23 protein-coding genes and 1 pseudogene are annotated in these 26277 nt (G+C 56.9%); 14 read left to right on the forward strand and 10 right to left on the reverse strand.

Annotated features, from left to right (window positions below):
- Positions 1–100 precede the first annotated feature (100 nt).
- The 5 genes and pseudogenes from FQ182_RS15540 to FQ182_RS15560 all read left to right on the forward strand — a co-directional run.
- A pseudogene (locus tag FQ182_RS15540) lies at positions 101–346 on the forward strand (ABC transporter substrate-binding protein); the annotation flags it as partial.
- A 183-nt stretch (positions 347–529) separates the two neighbouring features.
- Complete coding sequence (locus FQ182_RS15545; RefSeq protein ID WP_149413282.1) at positions 530–1546, forward strand: ABC transporter permease; 1017 nt, start codon at positions 530–532, stop codon at positions 1544–1546.
- 19 nt (positions 1547–1565) lie between these two features.
- Entirely contained in the window at positions 1566–2447 is an 882-nt protein-coding gene (gene ddpC, locus FQ182_RS15550) for a D,D-dipeptide ABC transporter permease (protein ID WP_149413308.1), read from the forward strand.
- Positions 2444–3436, forward strand: a complete 993-nt coding sequence (locus tag FQ182_RS15555; protein ID WP_178114464.1) for an ABC transporter ATP-binding protein — start codon at positions 2444–2446, stop codon at positions 3434–3436. Before ddpC ends, FQ182_RS15555 begins: the two co-directional genes overlap by 4 nt.
- On the forward strand, positions 3436–4386 hold the full coding sequence (locus FQ182_RS15560) for an oligopeptide/dipeptide ABC transporter ATP-binding protein (RefSeq protein WP_149413284.1): 951 nt from the start codon (positions 3436–3438) through the stop codon (positions 4384–4386). The genes FQ182_RS15555 and FQ182_RS15560 overlap by 1 nt, the downstream gene beginning before the upstream one ends.
- A 67-nt stretch (positions 4387–4453) precedes the next feature.
- On the opposite strand, the gene FQ182_RS15565 is transcribed toward FQ182_RS15560, so the two are convergent.
- Positions 4454–5521, reverse strand: a complete 1068-nt coding sequence (locus FQ182_RS15565; RefSeq protein WP_149413285.1) for an NAD(P)-dependent alcohol dehydrogenase — start codon at positions 5519–5521, stop codon at positions 4454–4456.
- 146 nt (positions 5522–5667) lie between these two features.
- Here FQ182_RS15565 and FQ182_RS15570 point away from each other — a divergent pair, with 146 nt between their 5' ends.
- Positions 5668–6486 (forward strand): alpha/beta fold hydrolase, encoded by an 819-nt coding sequence (locus FQ182_RS15570; protein ID WP_149413286.1) that lies wholly within the window; start codon positions 5668–5670, stop codon positions 6484–6486.
- Between the two features lie 179 nt (positions 6487–6665).
- On the opposite strand, the gene FQ182_RS15575 is transcribed toward FQ182_RS15570, so the two are convergent.
- The 3 genes from FQ182_RS15575 to FQ182_RS15585 are packed head-to-tail and all read right to left on the reverse strand — an operon-like array spanning position 6666 to position 8707.
- The gene (locus FQ182_RS15575) at positions 6666–7868 is read right to left on the reverse strand and encodes a hypothetical protein (RefSeq protein WP_178114465.1); all 1203 of its coding nucleotides are present in this window, start codon (positions 7866–7868) and stop codon (positions 6666–6668) included.
- A 42-nt stretch (positions 7869–7910) separates the two neighbouring features.
- Positions 7911–8414: a GNAT family N-acetyltransferase gene (locus tag FQ182_RS15580; RefSeq protein ID WP_149413287.1), complete on the reverse strand. Its 504-nt coding sequence runs from the start codon at positions 8412–8414 to the stop codon at positions 7911–7913.
- Complete coding sequence (locus tag FQ182_RS15585; RefSeq protein WP_149413288.1) at positions 8411–8707, reverse strand: hypothetical protein; 297 nt, start codon at positions 8705–8707, stop codon at positions 8411–8413. Before FQ182_RS15585 ends, FQ182_RS15580 begins: the two co-directional genes overlap by 4 nt.
- Before the next feature lie 13 nt (positions 8708–8720).
- On the opposite strand from FQ182_RS15585, the gene FQ182_RS15590 reads away from it, so the two are divergent.
- Both FQ182_RS15590 and FQ182_RS15595 read left to right on the forward strand, forming a co-directional pair.
- Positions 8721–9107: a cupin domain-containing protein gene (locus tag FQ182_RS15590; RefSeq protein ID WP_149413289.1), complete on the forward strand. Its 387-nt coding sequence runs from the start codon at positions 8721–8723 to the stop codon at positions 9105–9107.
- Between the two features lie 172 nt (positions 9108–9279).
- A complete protein-coding gene (locus FQ182_RS15595; RefSeq protein WP_149413290.1) occupies positions 9280–11019 on the forward strand; it encodes a dipeptidase in 1740 nt (579 codons plus the stop codon).
- Positions 11020–11120: 101 nt separating this feature from the next.
- Here the strand turns inward: FQ182_RS15595 and FQ182_RS15600 are convergent, their stop codons facing one another.
- The 4 genes from FQ182_RS15600 to FQ182_RS15615 form a co-directional block, all read right to left on the reverse strand.
- Complete coding sequence (locus tag FQ182_RS15600) at positions 11121–12140, reverse strand: fimbrial protein (protein ID WP_178114466.1); 1020 nt, start codon at positions 12138–12140, stop codon at positions 11121–11123.
- Between the two features lie 13 nt (positions 12141–12153).
- Positions 12154–14673 carry a fimbria/pilus outer membrane usher protein gene (locus tag FQ182_RS15605; RefSeq protein ID WP_178114467.1) on the reverse strand — a complete coding sequence of 840 codons (2520 nt, stop codon included), beginning with the start codon at positions 14671–14673 and terminating at the stop codon, positions 12154–12156.
- A 183-nt stretch (positions 14674–14856) separates the two neighbouring features.
- On the reverse strand, positions 14857–15543 hold the full coding sequence (locus FQ182_RS15610; RefSeq protein ID WP_218575098.1) for a molecular chaperone: 687 nt from the start codon (positions 15541–15543) through the stop codon (positions 14857–14859).
- A gap of 66 nt (positions 15544–15609) precedes the next feature.
- Positions 15610–16134 (reverse strand): fimbrial protein, encoded by a 525-nt coding sequence (locus FQ182_RS15615; RefSeq protein WP_149413293.1) that lies wholly within the window; start codon positions 16132–16134, stop codon positions 15610–15612.
- Positions 16135–16416: 282 nt separating this feature from the next.
- Between FQ182_RS15615 and FQ182_RS15620 the strand changes: the two genes are divergently transcribed.
- Genes FQ182_RS15620 through FQ182_RS15645 form a run of 6 tightly spaced genes read left to right on the forward strand, consistent with a single transcriptional unit; the run spans position 16417 to position 22365 of the window.
- Positions 16417–16989, forward strand: coding sequence for a fimbrial protein (locus FQ182_RS15620; RefSeq protein WP_149413294.1), 573 nt, complete (start codon positions 16417–16419; stop codon positions 16987–16989).
- Between the two features lie 54 nt (positions 16990–17043).
- On the forward strand, positions 17044–17742 hold the full coding sequence (locus tag FQ182_RS15625; protein ID WP_149413295.1) for a molecular chaperone: 699 nt from the start codon (positions 17044–17046) through the stop codon (positions 17740–17742).
- 42 nt (positions 17743–17784) lie between these two features.
- Positions 17785–20376: a fimbria/pilus outer membrane usher protein gene (locus tag FQ182_RS15630; RefSeq protein WP_149413296.1), complete on the forward strand. Its 2592-nt coding sequence runs from the start codon at positions 17785–17787 to the stop codon at positions 20374–20376.
- Positions 20366–21316, forward strand: a complete 951-nt coding sequence (locus tag FQ182_RS15635; protein WP_149413297.1) for a fimbrial protein — start codon at positions 20366–20368, stop codon at positions 21314–21316. The genes FQ182_RS15630 and FQ182_RS15635 overlap by 11 nt, the downstream gene beginning before the upstream one ends.
- A 19-nt stretch (positions 21317–21335) precedes the next feature.
- Positions 21336–21815 carry a fimbrial protein gene (locus FQ182_RS15640; RefSeq protein ID WP_178114468.1) on the forward strand — a complete coding sequence of 160 codons (480 nt, stop codon included), beginning with the start codon at positions 21336–21338 and terminating at the stop codon, positions 21813–21815.
- A gap of 10 nt (positions 21816–21825) precedes the next feature.
- Positions 21826–22365, forward strand: coding sequence for a fimbrial protein (locus tag FQ182_RS15645; protein ID WP_149413298.1), 540 nt, complete (start codon positions 21826–21828; stop codon positions 22363–22365).
- Positions 22366–22369: 4 nt separating this feature from the next.
- Here the strand turns inward: FQ182_RS15645 and FQ182_RS15650 are convergent, their stop codons facing one another.
- Together FQ182_RS15650 and FQ182_RS15655 are read right to left on the reverse strand one after the other, a co-directional pair.
- Positions 22370–23017, reverse strand: a complete 648-nt coding sequence (locus FQ182_RS15650) for a response regulator (RefSeq protein WP_149413299.1) — start codon at positions 23015–23017, stop codon at positions 22370–22372.
- Positions 23018–23042: 25 nt separating this feature from the next.
- Positions 23043–26276, reverse strand: a complete 3234-nt coding sequence (locus tag FQ182_RS15655) for a hybrid sensor histidine kinase/response regulator (protein WP_149413300.1) — start codon at positions 26274–26276, stop codon at positions 23043–23045.
- Position 26277: the final 1 nt, after the last annotated feature.

Consider the following 26277-nt stretch of genomic DNA (forward strand, 5'->3'; position numbering starts at 1 on the left):
GTGGTACGGCTTGGCGAGCGCAGTTTGTAACAGGTTTGTCCCAGTTTGGGAGCGGTGGTTGACGTTCATCGGCTGAAACCCCTGTATCCATTGGGTTTAGCCTCATAAGGTCGAGTTCTACAGCAACCCGCAAGTGGACACGCTGATCCGCGATGCCGCCGCCAACAACGACACCGCCAAGCGCATCGAACTGTACCAGCAGGCGCAGAAGATCGTGCTCAAGGACAGCGTCTACGCCTACCTGTACCAGAAGAACTACAGCCTGCCGATGCGTGACTCGGTGAAGGGCTACGTGTTCCATCCGATGCTGGAACAGGTGTTCAACGTGGCTGAGATCAGTAAGTAAACAGCACCAGGGCTTTTGTGGCGAGCGGGCTTGCCCGCGTTGGGTCGCGAAGCGGCCCCACTGAGGTCACCGCATTCTGCCAGGGAGAACGAGGTGGTTGATTCTGGGGCTGCTACGCAGCCCAACGCGGGCAAGCCCGCTCGCCACACCTAGCAAACCTGCTCGCCACAACGAGGAGCCCCCATGGCCTTCCTGAATATGTTGCGCAAACGCCTGTTCGGCCTGTTATTGGTCGTGGTCGGGGTTTCACTGATTACCTTTTGCATCTCCCATCTGATCCCGGGTGACCCGGCGCGGCTGATTGCCGGTGACCGGGCCAGCGACGCCATCGTCGAGAACATCCGTCACCAACTGGGCCTCGACCTGCCGTTGTACCAGCAGTACGCCCGCTACATGAGCGACCTGCTCCACGGCGATCTAGGAACGTCAATCCGCACCAGCCGCCCGGTGCTGGAAGACCTGCAAGCGTTCTTCCCCGCCACTCTGGAACTGGCCATCGCCGCGCTGCTGCTGTCGGTGCTGGTGGGCGTGCCGCTGGGAGTGTTGTCGGCGGTCTATCACAACCGCGCCATCGACCAGATCGCTCGCACCCTGGCGGTCACCGGCATTTCCACTCCGGCGTTCTGGCTCGGCCTGGGCTTAATCGTGTTGTTCTACGGGCAACTCGGCTGGTTGCCCGGCAGCGGTCGGCTGGACGAAGGCCTGGAACCACCGCGCACCATTACCGGGTTCTACCTGGTGGACTCATTGCTGGCCGGTGATATCCCGCTGTTCCTCAATGCCCTGCAACACCTGATCCTGCCGGCGATCACCCTGGGCTTCGTCAACCTGGGCGTGGTGGCCCGACAGATTCGTTCGGCGATGCTCGACCAATTGGGCGAGGACTACATCCGCACCGCCCGCGCCTATGGCCTGTCGCGCTGGGCGGTAATCCTGCGCCACGCCCTGCCCAACGCGCTGATCCCTTCGGTCACCGTGCTCGGCCTGACCCTGGGCGACTTGCTCTACGGCGCGGTGCTCACCGAAACCGTGTTCGCCTGGCCGGGCATGGGCGCCTATGTGGTCAAGTCGATCCAGTCCCTGGATTTCCCGGCGGTGATGGGTTTCGCGATCCTGGTGTCGTTTATTTATGTGCTGCTCAACATGGCGATCGACCTGCTGTACCGGGTCATCGATCCACGTATCGGCGAGGTTAACTGAGATGACTGCTCCGCTGACAATGCCTTTGCCGGTGCCCTTGGCCCAACGCCCAACCTTGCGTGCGCGCCTGGCCTATCTGGGTTATCAGGTGCGACGCAGCCCGCTGACCATCGCCGGCCTGACCATCACGTTGGTGGTACTGGTTTGCATGGCCTTCGCCCCGTGGCTGGCCAGCCACGACCCCAATGCGCTGAACCTGGCCCAACGCCTGGCAGCACCGTCGGCCGCTCATTGGTTTGGCACCGATGAAGTGGGCCGCGACCTGTTCAGCCGGGTGCTGTATGGCAGCCGCCAATCGGTGGGCGTCGGCCTGTTCGTCGCCTTCGCTTCGTGCCTGGCCGGCGGCGTGCTGGGCTGCCTGTCGGGGATCATCGGCGGGCGTTTTGACGGTTTGATCATGCGGTTAATGGACATCATGCTCTCGGTGCCATCGCTGGTGCTGATCATGGCCCTGGCCGCCGCGCTGGGCCCCAGCCTGTTCAACGCAATGCTGGCGATCACCGTGGTGCGCATTCCGTTCTACGTGCGCCTGGCCCGCGGGCAAGCCCTGACCATCCGCCAGATGGGCTACGTCAAGGCGGCCCAGACCTTTGGCGCCGGGCGCTGGCATATCGTCTCCTGGCACGTGGGCCGTAATGCCATGCCGCCGTTGCTGGTGCAACTGAGCCTGGACATCGGCAGCGCCATTCTCATGGCTTCGGCCCTGGGGTTTATCGGCCTGGGGGCGCAACAGCCCACCGCCGAATGGGGCGCGATGGTCGCCACCGGGCGCAATTTCATTCTCGACAACTGGTGGTACTCGACCTTTCCGGGGCTGGCGATCCTGATCACCGCCACCGGTTTCAACCTACTGGGTGACGGTGTCCGTGACCTGCTCGACCCACGGCAACAGGGGAAATGACCATGTCCAGCCAAGCGGTGCTCGCCATCGACAACCTGAGCCTGGAATTCCCGGCTTATCGCAATAATGTCCAGGCTCTCAACGGCGTATCGCTGCACGTTAATCCGGGAGAAATCGTTGGTGTAGTAGGCGAGTCCGGCTCCGGAAAATCCGTCACTGCCATGCTCAGCCTACGCCTGCTGCCCGAACGCAGTTACCGGATCACCAACGGCAGCTTGCACATGCTCGGCCGTGACATGCTAGGTGCCAGCGAAAAAGAGCTGCTGCAGATTCGTGGCCGTGACGCAGCGATGATCTTCCAGGAGCCCATGACCGCCCTCAACCCGACGCGGCGTATCGGCCGACAGATGCTCGATGTGATCATCCACCACCAACACTTGAGCAAGGCCGAGGCAAAGGCCAAGGCCGTCGCCCTGTTGCGGGACATGCATATTGCCGACCCCGAGCAGATCCTCGACAGCTACCCTTTCGAGCTGTCCGGCGGCATGCGTCAGCGGGTGATGATCGCCCTGGCATTTTCCTGCGATCCGCAACTGCTGATCGCCGACGAACCGACCACCGCCCTCGACGTCACCGTGCAGCGCCAGGTGCTGTTGCTGCTGCGGGAAAAAGCTCGCCAGCACGGCACCGCGATTTTGTTGATCACCCACGACATGGCGGTGGTCTCGCAGTTCTGCGACCGGGTCTACGTGATGTACACCGGCGCGGTGGTGGAGGAAGGGCCGACAGCCTTGGTGATGGGCGATCCGCGCCACCCTTACACCCAAGGCTTGCTCAGCGGCCTGCCCGAACAGGTAGAGCCCGGCGAGGACTTGCTGACCATTGCAGGGCAAGTGCCGAACCTGTCCGCCCTGCCCGCTGGCTGCACCTTTCGCGAACGCTGCCCCCAGGCCATGAACCAATGTGCCGAGCGGCCGCACCTTAACCTGATCGACCCGACCAGCCAACGTAAAAGTGCGTGTTGGCTGTCCGTTGCGGAGCCTGTGTAATGACTGTTTCCCAAGATCCATTACTGACCCTCAGGGACGTGCAGGTAAAGTTCCCGGTGCGCAACGACTGGCTGGGCCGTCCCCAGGGTTTTGCCCACGCGCTCAACGGCATCGACTTGCAGGCCCGCCCCGGAGAAACCCTGGGCATCGTCGGCGAATCCGGCTGCGGCAAAAGCACCCTCGCCCAACTGCTGATGGGCCTGGTGGCGCCCAGCGCCGGTGATGTGCGCTGGGTCTACAGCAGCGCAAGGGAGCGCCATGCCAATGTGCAGATTGTGTTCCAGGACCCGCAATCGTCCCTCGATCCACGCTTGCCTATCTGGAAGATCATCACCGAGCCGCTGTTCTCCCTCGGCGGCACACCCCGCAACCAGATGCGCGGCATCGCCGCCAAGGTCGCCGAGCAAGTGGGCATTCGCGCCGAATACCTGGACCGTTTTCCCCACCAATTCTCCGGCGGCCAACGGCAACGCATCGCCATCGCCCGCGCCCTGGCGTCCAACCCGAGCATTCTGGTGCTGGATGAGCCGACCTCGGCCCTGGACATCTCGGTCCAGGCGCAGATCCTCAACCTGCTGGCCGAACTACAACGGCGCCTGGGCCTGACCTATATCCTGATTTCCCACAACGTCTCGGTGGTGCGGCACATGGCCGACCGGGTCGCGGTGATGTACCTGGGGCAGATCGTCGAGTTGGGTTGTGCCAAGCAGGTGTTGGAGCTGCCACGCCATCCGTACACGCGCCTGTTGCTGGACGCAGTGCCACGGCTGGGGGTGCCGCTGGACGATGAATACATCAGCGCGCCCACGGAGCTACCGGGTAATCGGGTACTGCCCAGCGGCTGTTTTTTTCTCGAACGCTGCCCGCGCCGCGCCGAAGGCTGCGAGCAGCCGCAACGGTTGGCGGGCAGTGTGCATCAGCAAGTGCGGTGTCACCTGGAGCATCCGTGAGATTGGCGAGGGCTGCGTCCTCGGACGCAGCCTCGTTCCACTCGACTGCTATGCCGCAGTAACGAGATCAGGCCGCGTGGCTTTCCTGCTTGAGGCTGTCCATGTCGATCACAAATCGATACTTCACATCGCCCTTGAGCATGCGCTCGTAGGATTCATTGATGTTCTGGATATCGATCATCTCGATATCCGAGACAATCCCGTGTTTGGCGCAGAAATCCAGCATGTCCTGGGTTTCCTGGATACCGCCGATTAATGAACCCGCCAGGCTGCGGCGTTTGAAGATCAGGTTGAATACCGAAGGCGATGGATGCGGACTGTCTGGCGCACCGACCAACGTCATGGTGCCGTCGCGCTTGAGCAGGTTGAGGAAGGCGTCCAGGTCATGGGGCGCAGCCACGGTGTTGAGGATGAAGTTCAGGCTATTGGCAAACTTGGCCATTTCATCCGGGTTCTTTGATACCACCACTTCATCGGCGCCCAGGCGCAAGCCATCTTCACGTTTACTGGGCGAGGTGGTGAACAGCACCACATGCGCGCCCATGGCGTGAGCGATCTTGACCGCCATATGGCCCAGGCCACCCAGTCCGACTACCCCGACTTTCTGACCGGGGCCCACCTTCCAGTGATGCAACGGCGAATAAGTGGTGATGCCAGCACACAACAAAGGAGCGACAGCCGCCAGTTGGGCTTCGTCGTGGGAGATGCGCAGGACGAACTTCTCCTTAACCACTATGCTGTCCGAGTAACCGCCGAAGGTGTTCTCGCCACCAAACACCGGGCCGTTGTAGGTGCCGGTGAAACCGTTCTCGCAGTACTGCTCTTCACCCTCGGCGCAGGACGCACACTTCTGGCAGCTGTCGACCATGCAGCCGACACCGGCCAGGTCGCCAACTTTGAATTTATTGACATTGGCCCCCACCGCCGTGATCCGGCCGACGATTTCATGACCAGGGACCGAAGGATAAAGGGTGTTGTTCCACTCGTTGCGCACGGTGTGCAGGTCCGAGTGGCAAACGCCGCAATAGAGGATGTCGATCTGCACGTCGTCCGCTCCCGGCGTACGACGTTCGAAGGTGAAGGGCTTGAGCGAGTCCTTGGAGTCACGGGCGGCGTAACTGTAAGTCTTGACCATTTCGTTCACCTCATTTAAGACATTGAAGATCAGTTGACCAGCATAGCGGCTGAACCGTTCAATCGAGCACATCCGTACAAGCCCATCGCCTGGTTTCCAGCAATAGTGAGCCTTGCCACTCTTGACCCACAACCCAAGGAGTTTCTATGAGCACGTTCGCCACCCAAGACGGTACTCAAATCTATTTCAAGGACTGGGGTACCGGTAAACCGGTGCTGTTCAGCCACGGTTGGCCGCTGGATGCCGACATGTGGGAATACCAGATGGAGTACCTGAGCAGCCGCGGCTACCGCACCATTGCCTTCGACCGGCGTGGCTTCGGGCGGTCCGACCAGCCGTGGACCGGCAACAACTACGACACCTTCGCCGATGACATCGCAGGTTTGATCAACCACCTGGACTTGCAGGAAGTCACCCTGGTGGGCTTTTCCATGGGCGGTGGCGATGTAAGCCGCTATATCGCCCGCCACGGCAGCAAGCGTGTCGCAGGCCTGGTGCTGCTGGGCGCGGTGACACCGCTGCTCGGTAAAAAGCCCGATTACCCGCAAGGTGTCGACAGTGCCGTGTTCGATGACATCAAGGCGAGTTTGCTGAAGGATCGAGCGCAATTTATCGCTGACTTCAGCACCCCTTTCTATGGTCTCAATCAAGGCCAGAAGGTGTCGGACGGTGTGCTGGCCCAGACGCTGAACATCGCCCTGCTGGCGTCCCTCAAGGCTACCGTGGACTGCGTCACCGCCTTCTCGGAAACCGACTTTCGCCCGGACATGGCCAAGATCGATGTGCCGACCCTGGTGATCCATGGCGATGCCGACCAGGTCGTGCCGTTTGAAACCACCGGCAAGGTTGCCGCCTCGCTGATCAAGGGCGCCGAGCTGAAGGTCTATCCGGGCGCGCCCCACGGTTTTGCCGCTACCCACGCTCAGACCTTGAATGAAGACTTGCTGGCGTTTCTCAGTCGCTGAGTCTTTGCCCCTCCTTGCATCACAAGGCGCGGCTCGCTCGCCGCGCCTTTATCACCGAGCTGTCCGGGGGTCTACTTGGACGGGTATCACGCCTTGCCGCTCATCATCGCGGCCCTAGCCCTGGAAGGCTGCCTGGTGATGCTCGGTTTTCTTGGCGGCCGTCGACCTGCTGGCGCCCCTCAGTGCTGGATCTGCACCCACATGATCCGCAACAGATGCTCGACGATCTGGCCTGCCGACACGTCCGACGCAGCTCTCGACTTGTCCGAGTTCTTCGGTCGAATGTCACGGTAGAAGGTGTCTTGCAAGCCGAGCAACTGCTGCTGTTGGCGGTGATTTCGGGCAGGCATGCACGGCGCTGTCCAGGCAAGTAACAGGCAGAGAATCACTGCTTCACGCAAGGCACCGCGTGGCCGGCTGTCGCCGGACCTGGCCAGCGTCTCGAACAGTTTGTGCAGGAAGCATGACAAGTGCAGCAACTCGCCCTCGCTTAGGTCGGGAGTTTTACTGACGGCGACTTCTACGCGGCAATTGAAACGTGTTTTCTGATCGATGGCGTCCAGCGCCTGCCAAGGGCGCGCACGCGCGCTGGCCACATCGAGCATATCGGCCTGAACGTCTTTAACCTCAAAACTGAAGCGTTCCTGATCGTAGGGATCATCCGCAAGCGGTTGACCACGATGCAGCATTACCGGCGCAGGAACAGGCGTTTTATCCGAGGCATCCTGCAACTCCACATTGATAAAAAAGCCCAGGTGATCCAATGACGACAATGCGTTCAGGATGATCTCTAGGAGAAGCTGGCGGTAATCCCTGTTGGACTTCCCCTGATACTCCTGGATTGGCCCTTCAATGTCCTTGATGTCCCACAAGATGACTTGCAAACGTTCAGTCGCATCGCCGTACCAATAGCGCAAGCGCCCCGAAGCCTCACTCTCCAGCGCAGCAGCCTCCTGATGCGTCAGCACGCGCAACTGATCCTGCAACTGCTGGATGTGTTGCTGGTGGCCCTTGATTGGCGCAGTCAGTAGCTTGTCCCGCGCCTTGAGGGACTTGGCCAGGTCAAGACCGAGCGCCAGCGTGCTGATGCGGGTTTGCCCGGTCACTGCGTCATCGAAACGCGCCACCGGCACACGCCGGCCCAGGCCCAGCATCTCATCGCACCAGCCCGCGAAAGTCATGGCCTGCGCGGCGCCTATCGCTACCTTGCCCTTGAGGATGCGGTCCAGCACGGCTTCTTCCTCACCGGAAAAATCGGCGAGTACGTCATACCTGCTCAGCACACTGAGTTGTGCTGCCTTGGCCTTTTTTTCTAAACCCACGTTGCTCTCCATGACCACGTCTGCCAGGGCAGCGTCCACTGCCCAAATGGGCGAGAGCATGCCAGCACACAAGGCAAAGTGCCAGCAACCGAAAGCCTTCCCTCAATGCACCGCTCGCGTTACCAGAAAACTCAACAATTGCGGCTCGTCATCCAGCTCGATGGCCTGCACCGGCCGTGGCAGGTTATCCAGCACCGTGCGCCAGAACGCTTGCGAGGCTTCATCCTGGTCATAAAAACGCACCAGCCAGTCGGCCTCGCCGCTGGTCAGAACCTGGGTGGCCAGGGCGCGGCCGATACCCTGGCGCCGATAGCGTTTCAAGATAAACAGGTCTGCCAGCTCCAGGGCATTGAGCCCCGGCAACTCGCTCTGCTCAATCAACAGGAAGCCGGCGATAAAACCGTCGACCAACAGCAGGTTGGCGCTCCATTGCGGGTCTTGCCAGTAGCGGGCCAGATGCTCTTCATGGATATAGAAACGGCCATCGACTTCAACGTCTTCCTGCTCCCAGTCCGAGGACTCATAGGCATAGAACTGGTAGAGGTTGCGGATCAGTTGAGCCTGCTCCGGGCCGGTTTGTATCAGCTCGACCGTGGTATCGCTCATGGCTGAACCTCGGTCTGAAGTGGGTGAGGCAAAACGGTATCGCGGATCAGAACAGACATGGGCATCTCGGTAGAAAACAAATAGCGACGGCGCCCCTGGAGATAGGCGCGTTGGGATCTGCCGCTATTGTTTACAAAACCGCTCGTCAACGCTATCAGGCTGACAAAATAGCCCTCATTAGGTCGGTAGTCGTTGCCGCTTGTCGGCGTAACGGGCATCAGGTGGTGGATGCACAATCGTGCAATACGCGTGGGCACGGCGCGATTAACGTCAGGCTTCGACTTCTTGAACACCCGAGAGACCACCATGCCTGACTCATCCGCTATCCCCCCATACACCGCGATCAACTTTTCAGAAAAGTACGCCCTGTTCAGCGAACAGTGGACACCCAAGGTCATCGCCCAGATGAACGACTACCAATTCAAGGCTGTGAAAATCGAAGGCGATTTCATCTGGCACAGCCATGCCGATACGGATGAAACCTTTATCGTCCTGGAGGGCAGGTTACGCATCGATTTTCGCGATGGTGCGGTGCTGATCAATCAAGGCGAAATGTATGTGGTGCCCAAAGGGGTTGAGCACAAGCCTTATGCTGAGGGAGAGGTCAAACTGCTGTTGATAGAGCCCTGTGGAGTGCTGAACACCGGCGATCAAGGGGGAGAACGGACGATGATGAATGACGTCTGGATCTAGCACACAGCTGATCCCCTGGGGCTTTTCGTTTCTGCGCCGCTTTTGCATTGCTGTGCGACAGATACTACTTCTGGGGCTCCCCTACCGCTCCCTCATGGTGTTAGCTTGGAAATGTTTCGTCTCATCTATCAGATATTTCTCACTTTCAACCTGCAAAGGAATGTCCCCAGCAATGGATTTCTCACTCAAGCACCTGGCTGCGACCACCCTGATCCTGGCCAGCCTTTCGTCGTTCACCACGGTTGCGCAGGCCAACATCAGCCCGCAACAGAGCGCGACCATTCTCAAGACTTTCAGTGACACATCGGTCACGGATTTCAGGCAGTTCCTGGACCGCCTGGCCAAGAGCGACCTGGCCAAAACCGCCGATATCGGCCCGGCAATCAGTGCCTTCCTCGGCAACAAGACCCTTTCCCCTGAACAGCAGAACGAGATCCATCGCCTGCTTGGCCTCTATGCACGGGTGAAATACGGCAGCGCGGCCACCGAGACCCTTCGTGAGCTGGTGGCCATCCCAACCTTTCGCGTAGACGGCGTTGACCAGCACAACAATCCCGAATTCATCAAGATCGCCGACAAGATCAAAGGCCTTGCCCAGGCCTTCAACCTGAACTTTCGCAACGTCGATAATCGCGTCTATGAAATCTCCCTGGAAGGCAGTGGCGATGAAGTCGTGGGCATTCACGCTCATGCCGATGTAGTGCCCGTAACGCCAGAGAACTGGGTCCTGGAAGACGGCACCCACCTCGATCCGTTCAAGGTCACCCTGGTGGGCGACCGCATGTATGGCCGGGGCACCGAGGATGACAAGAACGGCATCGTGGTGACGCTCTACGCCATGAAGATCATCAAGGAAGAGAAGCTGCCACTGGCGAGAAATTTCAAGCTACTGGTGGACACTACTGAGGAAACCACCGGCGACGCCATCCCCTATTACTTCGAACGCAACCCGACACCTAACTACAACCTGGCGCTGGATGGCGGCTACCCGGTAGTGATCGCCGAGAAAGGCTACGGCACCGTCATGGCGAACTTTGCCCGGCGTAAGGCAGAAGGCACTGGCGCCGAAATCACCTTGATGACGGGCGGCCTGGCAACCAACCAGATTCCATCGACTTCGGTCGCCACTCTTGTGAGCGACAAGCCCGCTGAATTGGCCGCCAGCCTGCAAAAGGCCGGTACCGACTATGCCAAGCGCAATGGCGGCAACTTCGGCGTGACCGCCAAGGTCGTCGGCAAGGACGTCAAGCTGACGGTCACCGGTGTTTCCGCCCACTCCTCCGAGCCCGAATCAGGCGTCAACCCGGTGGCAAGGATGCTGGACTTCATCAACAGCCTCGACGGCAAGGTCGCGCTCAAGCACAACCACATCACCGACGCCGCCCGCTACGCCGCCAACAACTGGGGCCTGGACTACCTGGGTGGCAAATTGGGGGTCGGCTTTTCCGACAAGTTTATGGGCCCGCTGACCGCTTCCCTGACCTATGTCGGGATGGATGACAAAGCCTTCAAGCTCGCGGTCAACCTGCGAGTGCCGGTCGGCAAGTCCCCGGAAACGCTCAAAAAAGAAATCGCCGATAAGCTTGGCGCCTGGAGCAAGAAGAGCCACATTGCGGTGGCCTTCGACTACTCGATCGCCGAGCCGATGTACCGCAACCCTGAGGGTGAGTGGGTCAAGGCCTTGCTGGCCGTGGCCAGCGAAAACCTGGGCCTGGAACACAAGTACGGCACCTCCGCCGGCGCCACCTCAGTACATGAACTGCCTAATGGCGTGCAATTCGGCCTGGCGATGCCGGACGTCAAGTACACCGGCCACACCGACAACGAGTTCAAGACCGTCGACCAGTTCCTGCTGGACCTGCAGGTCGTGACCGAAATGATGGGCCGTATTGGGCAGTTGCCGAAGCTCTGACTCCCCGTTCAGACCCGCCATTCTGGCGGGTCTGCCCTCAGAATCACCCCCTGTATCATCGTTACCTTTGGCACAGATCAACAGGTGAACGCCTATATAAACTAGTTGTACGTCATGGTGAAGGTCGCACTGGCATTCGCTTGCCCGGCGGTCACTGTTGCTGCGCTACGAAAGTAGCGGGCACTGAGAGGGATATCGAACGCACCTGTTGCCGAAGGTGTACCGATGCTGATTGCAGTTCCAAGGACCAACGGGCTGCCGTTGCGCAGAATCTGCAATCCCACGCCAGTGGCGGCGGTGCCAGAGGTTGCCGAATCCAATTTTAGTACCCCCATCTTGTAAGCCACTGTACCGGAGGCCCCAGCATCGATCTGCATCGTCACTGCAGTACCGGAATCACAGGTCAGGGGGATGGAAAAAGCCTTCGCCGACATCGTTGAACCATAGCTGGTGCCGCTGAAGTTTGAACTGTTTACTGTGCCCATGGGCACACTGATCGCTGTATTCGTCAAGGTGCACCCAAGGCTGGTTACTTTGAACGCACTGCTCATTATCGCGGACTCAGGCGCCTGTGTCGTTATCGCACTATTTAGCAAAAGCAACCCTGCCAGTTGCTGCGCGGGAACACTGGTCGCCGCAACATCACCAATCTTGTAAAACGTGAATATGAGCGTTTCGGCAACAGGTTGGGTAGGAAGACTTGGTACAGCCCCACAAGAATAAGCAATATCGTTACTGCTACTTAACAACAACGTAGTACTGCAATCATCTGACTTGGCAGAGATAGTATAACCAATGCCTGTCGATGCAGGACCCAGCCTGTACACGTTCCCCCCGTTGATCTGAGTAGATTTCGTGCCATAGCCCTTGAATCCAATTTTTTGATCGTTTGACGCTGGCGCGCTATCAGTACAGTTAAAAGCAGAGATTTTTCCGGTTGAAATTGCCGTTCCTATAACGGAACCAACGGCGACGTCTCTTCTCACCGTCATATTAGGAATCGTGACAGTGCTCGAAGTCGTCACGGTCGTGCAGGTATAAGCCAATGCCTGAGGAACGAACATGAAGCCGCCAATCAGCGCGAGTAATACGGCCTGAATCAAACGCTTTGTATTGAACATTAATTCTCTCATGTCAGTGGCACACTGCATCCAGGCTTTGAACTGCCGCGGAGACATTCGTGCTTTTACTCTTAATTGGCGACGGCAAGTGAAACTCCGCTCGACAGTGGTGCTCGGAACGAAGGCCCCATCGCACCGCCAGGTGGCCGCTCTGCGGCATGCCGCTCAGGTACACCTCGCCGTTACCCCCCACGATCGAGGAATTGCTTTCGACTTCTACGTTGTTCTTGACCAGATCAACCTCCGCACCAAATGGAATCGCACGGCCTTTATAAGTGAGGCTGAACAGCACACGACTGCCTACTCGGGTCACGAAGTTGGCCAATACCACGGCGCCCTGAGTGGGAATGACCGTTTGCGAGGTAGTTTTAACGTCCACATCCTCCTGTAGTGTCTGGGTGTCGAGTGCGATGCTGGTCTTGCGGTAAGTGCTGACATACGGGACTACTGCATAACCGTTGGAGTCGGTGTAGACGCCCGTGTTGTTTTCAACTTTCACATCACTGGCACCCGGTGCTCTGACCAATGCCAGCGTGTCACCCAAAGGCTGCGAAAACGTCACTCCATAGGGGTGCACGACAACACCACCCTGCACGCCATAGTTGATCTGGCGCAAACCTTCACTGTAGTTGTAGCTGCCATTGAGCAGGCCACTGGTACCGCGATAATCAGCACTCATGCTGCCGCTATTGCCGGCGCCGGTTCCATGGGTCTGCTGGACGCTGTAATTCAGGTTGTTGTCGGCCATCGCCGTACCGCTAATACCTGCTTGCTGCGACACAAGGCCTTGCTTGTCAGCATTGGCGCTGTATGTGGCCCATAGGTTTGGACGTACGGTATCCAAAGGAATCTGGACGCTGAAAGCCAATTGTTGATCGTTGGTATTCAGACCTGGCGACTGACTGAAGGTATAACTAAGGTTATAGGAAACACCCTTGTGACTGACGTTGTAGCCCGCGCTGATATTGCGCTCATAACCACTGCGCGCCCAGTAATCCTGTTGGTAACCGGACAGATAGACATTGCCGTAACGACCTATGGACTGATTGACGCTGAGCTGGGTCTTGCTGCGTTTTATATAACCCTGCAAGCGGCTGTCCAATCCCGAGGCCTGGGCCTCATTGGCTTCCTGGAAGTCGTAATAGCCATCAGTGGCATAGCGGTAGCCGGCCAGTGTGAACGTAGTACCGGTGGCCTGGATGTCCTTGGCGTATTGCACACGATAAGAGCGCCCTTGTTGATCGGAACCATCCTTGAGTTGGGCGCGGGCTTGGGTCACATCGAATGACAAGGAGCCGATATCACCAAATCCGCGGCTGACACCCACCGCCAGCGCATCATAGTTATTGGCGAAGAGCTGGCCTCCATACACCGTGGTAGACCAGGGCAGACCATATACCCAAGTGCTTTGCATAAAAGTGGGTGTTTCTGCACCCTGGATTTGTGACGCGAACTGACCCGCCGTAACCGCGTATTTAAGCTGGCGCTCGCGCACCATCGTAGGCACCGCAGAAAACGCCTGAACCGAACGCCGTTCGGTGCCATCTGCCTCCTTAATGATGACTTCAAGGTCGCCACTGGAGGATGTCGGATATAAGTCGGAGATTGCGAATGCCCCGGGCGCCACGTAGGTCTGATAAATGATGTAGCCGTTCTGGCGCACCGTGACCTGAGCGTTACTCTGGGCAATACCTCGTACCACCGGCGCAAAGCCCCTCAAGCTGTCTGGCAGCATGTTGTCGTCAGAGGCGACTTGAACACCCTTGAACTGCACGCTATCGAAGACATTGCTCGGCGTGAACCCTTGGCCGAGCGTGAGTTGGCCCTTGATACGCTGAATGTCGCGCTGCACGTAGGTATTGATGCTGCTCCAACCACTACTGCCCTGCCCGCTGTCGGTGTAGGTCGAATAGTTGCGAAAGCGCCAGGCGCCCAGATTGGCACCGCTATGCAGGTTCAGGTACTCGCTATTGGTTGTGGCCGACGTGGAGTTATAGTGGGTGTTGGAACCACTGAAGCTGTAATTGAACAGCGCCGCCGGGAGGCCTTCATCCCATGTGCTCGGGTCGACGAATTCACGCGCTTCGATATTGAGCGCCGCCTGGGGAATACTGACATCAAGGCGTTGTTCCGAAAACTTCAACTGACTAATGGCGGCCGGAATATAGTGTCCCAAGTCAGTAATGACCGCGGCGTCATCAAGCGCTTTTAGCTCTGGAAAGGCCGCAATTTTTACGCCCATATCCCTTAACTGCTGCACCGTTAACTCCGCTTGCAGCGTATCGCCCTGTTTAACGAATGAAACATCTCGAGTGTCAATCTCGCGATCGTTGAGGTAGATATCGACGCGATATCGGCCCGGCAATTGTCCGCCTGTATGGGAAAACTGTGCGAGGCTAATGGCAGGATGAGACGGGTCGCTCAGCTCAAGGGCATTGGGATTGAAGTAGTCATCGGCCAATGCGTTTTCGCAAAAGAGCGGCACTACCATCCCTATAGATGCGCTCAGAACTCGGGGCAAAAAGGTCGTCATTACGAACACGGGCTTGCAATGCGATCGTCGCCACACCCGATGAAACACAGAGATACCAAGCATTTAACTTTCCCACTAAATCTTGATGTCCCTCCACAGGAGGAAGGCGCGCCCGCTCGCCGTAACGGCGGCACAACAATGAAATGTTCGCTATTGCTATCAACCGGCCGAAGTACCGGGGATCTACAGCTGAACATTTGCTGGCAGCGTGATACCGCCGTAATCGGTAATGGCTTGCCAAGTCACGGTGGAATTGTCAGGCACCGCTACCGGCCACTGCAGCGTGCCTTGAGGTGCGACCATTTGCGGGTTTTCAATGGCTACGCCACCCACCTTGACGCTGTAGAACGACACATAGAACGGTGTGGGGTTACTGACCTGCAGCTGTTTGCCCTGACGATTAAATGTCAAAGCCTTATAGGCCTCATCAGCGTTCTGACCCTTGAGCGAAGAGGGTCGGTAGAACAACTTCAATTGCGCCTTGACGGTAATCTGCAGTTGGTTGAGCTCGGACTGTTTGGACGAGGGAATCGACTTTATGTTGAGCATAAAAACCGACTCTCGACGCTCCGATAGATCACCGCCAACCTTCACGATGCGCAGCGCATTCTGTTGTCCTGGATCCAGTCGAAACAGCGGTGGCGTGATAACGAACGGAACCTTGGTCGTGTCGGTGCTGGACATGTTTTGCACCCAGGACTGAACAAGATAAGGTGTAACTTTCTCTGGATTGCTGATAGATAAACTAGCCTCTCGCTTACTCGCGTCATAAACCAGACGAGTGCCACCAATCACCACGCCAGCTTGCGCGTGACCGACGCATGCCAGTACTCCAGCCGCCACGCACACACTGGCTAACCACTGTTTCATCATGTTTTTCCTTAGCGACACATCTATCGAAAAGTAGCTGCGAGGGAGCCCCTCGCAGCAGCTTCATCAGTTGTAGGCGATGGTGAAGTTGGTAACGGCGTTGGCGGTACCTGCGGTGACACTGGCTGCCGTCGACACATACTTGGCAACGTAATCGACCGAGGCGTTGCCGGTTGCGTCGAACGAAATAGGCGCAGCGGCGGTTTGCAGCGGAATGAGCGTGCTGCCGTTGGATTCATAGATACCAATACCCACGCCGGTGGCGGTTTGCCCGCTACTCAAGGCCAACAAATTGCTGTTAGCGGTATTGGCGACACCGTCGAACTTGATGTTGGCAGTGGTCAGGGTATCCGGGCACGCACTGAGCGCGATGGTGAACCGAGTTGGCGCTACTGCCACGCCAGCGGTGCCCGTGAACGTGGAAGCCGTGACCGTTCCAAGATTGACGGTTTGTGAAGCACTGGCGGTGCTGACCGTACAAGCGGCAGTTGAGATATTGCCAGTGAAGTTGATGGTGCCATCGGCAGCATTGGCAGCTGTAGAGCAAACCAGCGACGCAGCCAAAGACATCCAAACTATATTAGTTTTCATAAAAGCACTCCAAGCCCAATGACATGAGGTCGCAGGGGCAATAATCAATGTGTGAAATTGGGGTTGCAATAGTGCACAAGGTTGCGCGCCATGAACATAAGACGATCCTTAAAAATCGCACCCTATTATTCCGCCACCCTTAACCTTTGAAAAACACGTCACAAGACTATTTAAGAATCTCCTTATAGTTTCGGCACTAGGCTCGCCACATGATAACGGTACTTGCCGGAGTGCAACCGCAAGTACCTCATATTGGATAGTTACGTACAGGAGCTACACCCCATGATTAACAACACAGTAAAGTACTCAGCGCTGTGCGCGTCGTCGCTGTTGATGGTTCTCGCAGCAGCAGCCCACGCCGCCGACGGCCAGGTCGAGTTCACCGGAAGTGTCAGTGATAATGCCTGCACTATTACGACCGACAGTGTCAGTAAAACGGTCAGCCTGGGTCAGGTTCAACTGTCCAGCTTTGCGGCAGACGTAGGGTCGACTGCTAACGCCACACCGTTCTCGATCAGCCTCGAAAACTGCAGCACTTCGACCAAGAAGAACGTAGCTATTACCTTCAGCGGCCAACAAGACGTCACAGACGCTACCTTGCTGGGCCTCACCGGTTCCAATCAGGTTTCAGGCCTTGCCATTCAGATAAATGATGCGCGCACCGGGACAAAGCTGCCGCTTAACACTCCGACGACTGACTATGTACTGCGTCCGCAAACTAATACATACGACTTCACTGCAGCCTATGTTCGTACGGCAGCAGATACGGTTGATACCGACGGTAATGTAACCGCCAGCGGTATCGGCACAGGTCAGGTCTATGCGTTGGCCAGCTTCGACGTAACTTACAAGTAATGCTATCGCCCCTGTGCCGGCTATACGCTGCACAGGGGCACCGAGGATTAGTCAATGCTCTACAAATACCTTGTCCCATTTTTTCTGGTGCCATTGATGTGCATTTCACAAACCCAGGCAGCGGTAACGGTCGGCGCCACTCGCGTGGTGTACAAAGGTGCCGAGAAAGAGGCCAACTTGACGCTGAGCAACAAAGGCGATGACGCGCCCTTTCTAGTGCAGTCATGGGTCAGTCGCTATGGCGACGATGAAAGTAAAAGTGTGTCGGACTTTATCGTTACGCCCCCCCTTTTTCGCTTGGATACCAATGAAGAAAATATTTTGCGCATAATTCGAATCGATGATTCGGCACTGCCAAAAAACCAGGAAAGCCTTTTTCTACTCAATGTAAAAGCCATTCCGGCTTTGAGTGAATCACTGGCGACGCAAAACGTGCTACAGATTGCCCTGAAGACTACGATCAAACTTTTTTACCGCCCACTTACATTAAAAGGCGAAGTCAAAGATGCCGTACAACAACTGAAGTGGTCGCAAAGCAAAGGCAAGCTTAGCGTGCGAAACGACTCAGGCTTCAATATTGTCGTAGATGAAGTAAAAATCAATGGTCTGCCGATGAAATCGGTACCCGAAGTTATTTCCCCTTTCTGCACCATGCACCTGCAAACGCCTGCATTCAACGGTGATAACTTATCGCTGAGTTACATCGACGAGTATGGAAGTTCGAACACGGCACCCAGCGTTGTTGTTCATTGATTGGATGACATGACCATCGGAAGCTAACTAAGGATTGGTGACATGCTTCGCTCGCCCTCCCCTCCTCTAAAGAGCAGCGGCAAGGCGGCCGGTTACCTTGTGATAATGGGTAGCGGGCTGCTGATGTCGGAAGTTGACGCGGCTTACCGCTTCGATGCCTCATTCCTTGAAATCGGCGGGGGTCAGGGCTCGGCACAAGTTATTCAACAAGTCGACGCCATGAGTTCGGGGCAACTACCGGGAACTTACCGCGTTGACGTTATTGTCAATGAGAAGCTCATTGACCGACGAGACCTGCAGTTCATCAAGGAAACCGTTGCGCAGCCATCAGCCACCGGACTTTTTCCGTGCTTTGACCTTGCCTTTCTTCAAAGGCAAGGCATAAAGGCAGAGCGCTTATCTACTGCGGAGTACACAAAGAATGGCTGCGTCCTGTTTACCGGTCCCATTGCCGACATCAGCTATCGCTATGACTTCAACCGCCAGCGGTTGAGCCTCGAGATCCCCCAGGCCTACATCGGCCCGCTACCTTTTGCGGTGCGCCGTCAACAGTGGAGTAACGGCGAACAAGTAGCCTTTACCAACTACAGTTTTTCCGGCAGCACGAGCCAATACCGTGGCTTGCAGCAGAACAATCAATTTGCCAGCCTACGCAGCGGCTTCAATACCGGTCCTTGGCGGCTGCGCAACTACTCTACGTGGCATAAAAGCACCGCAGCCCCGGGTAAGTGGCAGTCCCTCGAATCCTATGCCCAGCGGGACATGGGCAACTGGATGGCGATCGCTACGGTGGGGGAAACATCCACTGAAGGCGACCTATTCGAGTCCATTCCTTACAGGGGCGCGGAGATTGCTTCGGACCTGGACATGCTTCCCGAACAAAGTCGGGGTTTTGCCCCAGTCATACGCGGCATTGCCACGGGCCGCTCCCTCGTCACTATTCGCCAGCGCGGTTATGTCATCAACGAACAATGGGTGCCCTCTGGGCCCTTTGCGCTGACCAATCTTTATTCCACCGCCGGCAACGGCGATCTGGAGGTGACGGTCGAAGGACCCAGCGGTCAGCGCCAACAATTCATCCAATCCTTTTCATCGGTGCCTTACATGTTACGTGAGAGCCAGCAGAGCTATTCGATTGCGGTCGGCCAATACCGCCCAAGTGACGAGGACGCCGAAACGGCCAAGCCAGCGTTAGTACAGGCCACTTTGCGTAGGGGTTTGAGCGGCGGTAGCACCGTCTTTGGCGGGACTCAAATCAGCGAAAATTACACGTCCGGCCTGCTCGGGTTAGCTCATGATTTTGCGGGGGTGGGGGCTATATCTCTGGATGTCACCCACGCTCAAAGTGACAACATCGGGGGAGCCAAGGAGCACCTCTCAGGTCAGTCGTATCGGTTTCGCTATTCCAAATCCTTGTCGGCGACCAACACCAACTTCAGCCTCGTTGGGTATCGATATTCCACCAAGGGCTTTTATACATTCACCGAAGCACTCGATAGCCAGGTCAACTCCCGGTGGTATGACAGCGCTCAATACGGCCACACAAAAAGCAGTTTCAACGCCAGTGTGTCTCAGCAGTTCGGCACCATGGGAGGACTGTATGCCAACCTGTCGAAGTCCGATTACTGGAATGCCAGCCAAAGCAACACCTCCATTCAGGTTGGATACAACTTCAGCATCGGCCGTGTGGCCTACTCCCTCGGAGTGGCTCAGAGCGTATCGCAAGACGCCACCAGCCGCAGCCTGTCGCTGAGCCTGAGCCTGCCGCTTGGCGCACCCGAAAGCGGCAAGCGTGTCTCAGTCAGCACCACCCAGGGTTCCCAAGGCACCGCAGTACGCTCGACCGCGCTCAGTGGCTCGACATATGAGAACAACGCGCTGTCCTACAGCGTCGGGGTCACCCAGCATGTGTCCCGGGACGACAATGTGACGGGTGGATCCTTAGCCGCCCGCTATAACGCCGCCAACACTATCGTGCATAGCGCGATCAATCAGTCCGCTGATACCCGCCAACTGGAGTACGGTATTGAAGGCGGTGTGGTGGCGTACAAGAACAACCTGATGTTCACCCAGCCTCTGGGGGAGACCAATGTCATCGTCGCAACCCCAGGAGCCGCTGAGGTCGCCGTATTGAACAAAAGCGGTATTCGTACCAATGGCGTCGGCTACACAGTGGTTCCGTCGGCGCAGCCTTACCGCAAGAACCGCATCGCGCTGGACACCGCTTCGCTTTCCGACGACACCGATATCTCCAAGCTGGTGCAGGAAATAACACCTAATCGAGGGGCGTTTGCGCTCGCGAAATTTGATACGCGCATCGGTCGACGCGTACTTCTCACCGTGCTTGATCCGTCGGGCCAGCCGGCTCCGTTTGCCGCCGACGTCCAGTTGTTCGGGGGCGATGGCGAACGCCTGATCAGCGCCATGATGGCGGATAACGGCCGGGTCTATCTCACGGGTGTACCGCCGCGCTCCGAGCTGGTTCTCAAGGTCAACAATAATATCTGGTGCGCTCAAGCGCTTGAACTCCCTTCGACCGATCAGGGTGAGGCGTCGATCGTACAAATTACAATCAAGTGCACAGTTAAATCCAATGACATGACAATCGGCAAAGGAGTTCGTCATGACGAGTGAATGGCCACGCTCAAGCATCCGCGCGTCTAAAGCGATAGCCATGTATTACCGCTGGCAACGCGCACTGGCGATGGCCCTGTTCGCTGCCGCGACATTTGGCTTTATAGCTGCGCCCGCTCAGGCTCTGGTTAACGGCAATCTCAATTGCGGCACCAAAACGATCCCTCGTTACACCTTCGAGGCAGGCCAGCAGGTCGAAATCAATATCAGTGGAAGTTGCACCGTGACGCGCAGGTTTCCGTACGGCGCCGCACTCAATCAACTGATCACCTTGACCAGTGGGTCTAGGCAACCGCGTTTTTCCATTATCAACAACTACACCGCCACTACGTTGCCGGAAGTGCCGTTAGGCTCCAACACGGGTGTTTGTCTGGGTGCGGGTTCGGTGTGTAAAGAAGCCAAGGTAGGCACTGTGCTGCCCTACAACTTGACGCTCAAGGGGACAGCGCCAGCTGCGGGCAACTACAACTTCCATTTCCAGTTTGGTGTGACGTCTATTAACTGGATGGATTACGCAGAGTGGATATTCGAGTTGCCGATCATCTACACCGTGACAGCCCCGGCTTGTAGCTTGAGCTCCGTAAATTCGGCAACGCTGAACTTCGGCTCGCTCAGCAGCGCGGATTACGCGTCCGCTAAACAAACCGCGAATATCTCGGTGACCTGTCTGAGCGCGAAGACGGCGGACCTGGTGCTTACGTCTTCGCAAACTGTGTACAGCGCCGCTGCGGGCCTTTCCTATACCAGCTTGACCGGCCTGTTCCTGCAAGCCCAATGGGCCGATACCGCCTCCGCCGTTACGCTGAATGCCACACGGACGATGCAGCTTGCCAAGGGCAGCAATACGGTCGCTATCAGCTTCGTTCCATACGTCCTTACTCAGGCGTTCCCGACGGGCACCTTTCAAAATCAGTACACGCTGACCATCAATTATCGATGACCCCTGGAGATCTCGATTCATGATCAAAAATTACTTGCTGGCAGCGGTGGCCGCAGTCATCACCGTCCCGGCCCTTGCGGCCGACACCGTCAACATCAGCGTCAGCGGGACCTTGACGCGCCCTCCCTGCACAGTGACCTCTGGGACTAACTTGACGGTAAGCTTCAGCAGCGTTCGTACCGACCAGATCAGTAGCGCGCCGACGGTTTCGGTCCCGGTGAAAATGACCTGTCCTTCAGGGTCGTCGCTCAACATGAGTTTTGCCTCGACCAACGGAACGATCTCCGACACGGTGGCCAAAACGTCCATAACCAACCTGGGTGTCTCACTGCTGTATGTTTCCGACTCGAGTGCCGCCAATCTGGCGGGGGTAAAAAAGGCCTTTACTGGCCTGAGCGGCAGCGTCGATCTGAGTCTGAACGCCAAACTGGTCTCAACTGGCACTGTCGCCGTGGGCAGTTACTCTTCCGCCCTGGTCCTGACCATCGAGTACCTGTGAGGAGCGCCCCGTGAAAGCGACCGCTCGATCCTGGCGCGCTTGGTTTGATGTGGGTTCAATAGCGCTCATGCTGTGCCTGGCCGCTACGCCGGCACTGGCGGTAAGCTCCATGGACTATGAACTGCAAATCAGCGGCAAGCTGGTCAAACCGCCGTGCACGCCGCAATTCCCGGGAACCATGCTGATCGATCTCGGACAGGTATCGCGCAATGACCTGAGCGCAAGTCGCGGTGCTACCACCGAGGTGCATTTGAGCTTCGAGTGCGCCATAGGCAGCCGCGTGATACTCAAACTATTACCAGGAAGTGGCCAGTTCGACACCCAGATACTGAGCACTAGCTTGCCGCAATTAGGCCTTCAGGTACTTTTGAGTAGTACTTCGCTGAACTTGGGCAACGTCACGCCGAGCCTCGACACGGCCTTGAGCATGCTCGCCACCGGCACTTCGATTGGCTTGACTCTGCGAGTCAAACCGCTCTTGTTGGGAGAAGAGTTGCCCGCACCGGGCGCGTTCACGGCAACGCTACTGATGGAAATGAGCTACCAGTGAGTCGTCAGAGAAACTGACCGGCCTTGATGCAATACGTCAGCAAGTCAAGATCGCTGGCCACTTCCAATTTACGCATGGCCGCCATCTTCTGTGCGCTCACGGTCTTGGCGCTTCGCTTGAGTTGAAGAGCAATGCTGCCGACACTGCTTCCAGCCACAAATAAACGCAGCACCTCGAGCTCTTTAGGGGACAGACTGGAAAAGCGCCCATCAATATCACTGATGTTCAAGGAACCCGAACTGGCGACCATATCAGGGCTCTGGGACTGACGATACGCGTTCAGCGCATCCAAAGCATGCTGGATCTCGTCCTGCAGCTGGCTCTTCTGCAAGACGGCAACTACACCCAGCTGATGAAGCCTTGAAAGAATCAGACTGCTGGATATCATCGTCAGTACCACTATCTGCGTCTTCGGAAACTGCCTGACCAGGTAGCTGATGAGCTTGAGTCCATCACCATAGGTTGCATCACCTGGCATGTTGAAATCGGTCAGTACCACGTCGGGTGCATGAGAGGTAAGTTCAGCCACCAACTGCGTTGAACTGGTGGCCTCGGCCACAACTTCGAAGCGCTGGTCTCTGGACATCAATTCGCGTACTCCAACCAACACGATTGGATGATCATCGGCTATTACAACTTTGATTTTACGCATGATGTAGTAATCACCCGAACACAGTTCATTCTTGAATAAGAGCACCGCGCAAAACGAGCAGGACCGAATACAGTCGCTCCAACAAGCTATGGACGGCAGGAATCGAGGTGGCACTCAAGGCCTCAGTGGAAAGTGCGACTTCCCACTCATTACAGGCTGCGGAAAGTGCCCGCGCACGCACCGAAGCAAACGAACCATTGAGGCGATGCAAGAGACTGACCAAGCCGGATGTATCCTCGTTATCAAGCGCCTTTTGCGCGTTATCCAGATCGGCCTGCAAAGTATCGACCAGCAACTGCTGCATAAGTACCGATAGCTTTATCCAGCCATCCAGGTCACCCGGCACCATCGAACAGGGTTGTTCCTGTCGCGTGGCAGCTGTGGCGGGCGGGCAATACCGGGCAAGGGTCTCGCGCAAAATTTTCAGGTTCAACGGTTTGACGAGCCAGGCATTCATGCCCACCGCAAGACAGCGCTCCCCTTCCTCTCTCATCGCGTTGGCAGTAACGGCGACGATGGGGATATCGACGTCACGCAAGCGTAATGCGCGAGCCAGTTCATAGCCATCCATTACCGGCATGTTCAAGTCAGTGATCACCAGATCGAACAGTTTCGGCGCCCACGCTTGCAGTGCCTGCTCACCCGTCTCTGCTGTTGTAACCTGGGCGCCGAGCGCTTGCAGCTGCTCACGCAGGAGACCTCTGTTGATGGGGTTATCCTCAGCGACAAGAACACGCAGTCCGACGTGGGGCAGCTCTTCAGCCTGCATGGGTATGAAGCTGTGGGTGGGATTGTGGCAGGCACGCTCCAGGGCGCGGGCAATACCTCTGATATCGTAGGCATTTACCGTCCATCCACTGCCGTCATTCTCGGGCTCGAGTGCACCCGCGAGGCTAGCGATGACGCGCTCGCCACGCCAATCGTCCAGGCCTGCTGAGCCGGGTAGCATGTCCAACAACACTTCCCCAGGATTACCACTGAACGAAGGTGGCAACGGCGATGCCCACGCCCTCCACCGGCCAAGCCAATCGACCAGCGACTGCTCCATTTCCTTGATCGGCGCCCGAACGTATACAGTTATACCCTGGAGGTCGATCTCACGGTTTCCAGCCAAATCACCTGTCGCTACCGGCAGCCGTATGTTCAAGGAAAAGCTGCTACCAAGACCTGGCTCACTGACTACCCTGAGGGTCGCCGACATCAATTGACTCAAGCGCATGCAGATCGATAGACCCAACCCTGCCCCTCCCGGGCTTTGAGCTTCCCCCAATTGCGAAAAAGGCTTGAATAGATCGGGAATTTTCTTGTGACTGATCCCTACACCAGTGTCCGATACCTGCCATTGCAACGACGCGTGTCCGTTGTCCTGATCGCTGACTTTAACCCGTAGTACAACGCGGCCGGAGTCGGTGAACTTGATAGCGTTGCTCAACAGGTTGTTGATGATTTGCCGGATGCGCCCAGGGTCACCTCGCATCAACGGCGGAAGACTGGCATCCACGAGGCCGTAGATTTGAAGACCTTTGTTGGTTGCAGAAGCGGCATAAGTACGTACTGCGTCTTCAAAGATATCCAACGGGCAGAACACGACTGACTCAACAGCCATCTGCCCGGATTCGATCTTGGAGACATCTAGCACGTCGCTGATCAACTGCAGCAACGCCGCCGAGGAGCGATGTATGGTTTGCAAGTACTCGCGTTGATCGGACTTCAAGTCGGTCAGTTCGAGCAACTCCAGATTGCCCAGCACCCCATACAAGGGCGTGCGAATTTCATGGCTCATGGTTGCCAGAAATAAAGTCTTGGCTTCGCTAGCCGCGTCAGCCGAGCGCTTAGCCTGCTCCATTAGATTGGCATCATCGACATGGCGTGTGACGTCGTTGAAACCGCACAACAGCACGTCTTCATCCTGATAGCGCGTCGATACGACGCAGACCAGCAAGTAACACCCATCTACTTCGATCTGCACTTCCCCGGGTGGCGCGTCACTGTAATCACGATTGATAACACTAACCAGCTGAGGAGTGATCGGCCATTGTTGAGCCCGCTGATTCTCTAGAAGTACTTGACCAGTGTTGCGCTGCAAGACACATAGCCCGACCGGGGCATTGTCCAGCATCACACGGTTGAAGGCATTACTCTCGGTCAGACGGCGGTTGGCGCGCTGCGCAGGTTCAACGACCCTGACACGATAAAGACGATTGACCCACCAGCCCAACAACAAAACGACGCTAAACACGCTTGCAGCCGTCAGCAAAGACCACCTAGCATAGCGGAAAAAATTATTGTAGCTGATGGTGTAGAGCCCGACCCAAGGCTCATTTCCCGCCGACATCAATTTGAATCGCAGGCCATAACGATCGAAACTGAGTCCGTCGGGTAATTGTGCATAGGACGAGTCAGCCCCAAGCAAGGTTTCCCCCACGGGGGAAATCAAAGTGAGGCGGCTGTTGATCGAGCTAACCAATTGATGGCCTGCGTCGTTGACCATTTGAACATTGAGCAAGGCGGCGAGAAACGCAAGCCCTTCATCCTTTCCTGAGGGCATAACGGAGCGAGGAAAGGCCACTCCACTGTACGCAACGATGGTCTTGCGTCCGGGAAACAAATCCTGGGGTGCACGCATCCAGCGCACCTGATTATCACTAAGTGCGTCACTCCTGGCTTTTAGGCTGTCGTAGAGGCGCCCGCTTACAGAGAAAAAGTTTTCCATGCCGAGCCGGGGTTGCCTGGGCGTGCTACCTATGCCGGGTATAGCGATATTGAACTGTGGGGTGGGTGAAAACATGAACAACTGTGGGGCGCCATAGTATGAACCCGACCAGTAAGCGGTGTAGTAATCGGTCAGTTGAACGCCCAACGAAAATGCGCCTTGCATCTGTGCCGATGAATATTGCACCCGCTGCGCCAACGTAAAGGGCAGCGACATCGCCAACCCTCGCACCTGATACAGCAATTCGTCGTCATGACGCATCAACTCGATCGTTGACATCGGTCGGATATCAGCCGCGATATTTTGATTAGTCTGGTTGTAAGCGATTGCCGCGTTTCGCAGGAAAACCTCATGTTCATGAATGCTTTCGACCAAACGCTCAAAATGCGATTCGACCTTATCCCGTTCCTCCTCCAGAACCCTATCACCTGCCCAGAAGCACATACCCAATAGCAGCAACGCAATGCCTACCACGAGCAAAAGGAGTTTATTCAGGCGTTGAAAACTCATCGCCAGAGCACCAAGACCCGAGTTTTCCGAGGTCATC

It is taken from the genome of Pseudomonas sp. ANT_H4, from assembly GCF_008369295.1.
In the GTDB taxonomy this organism is placed as follows: Bacteria; Pseudomonadota; Gammaproteobacteria; order Pseudomonadales; family Pseudomonadaceae; genus Aquipseudomonas.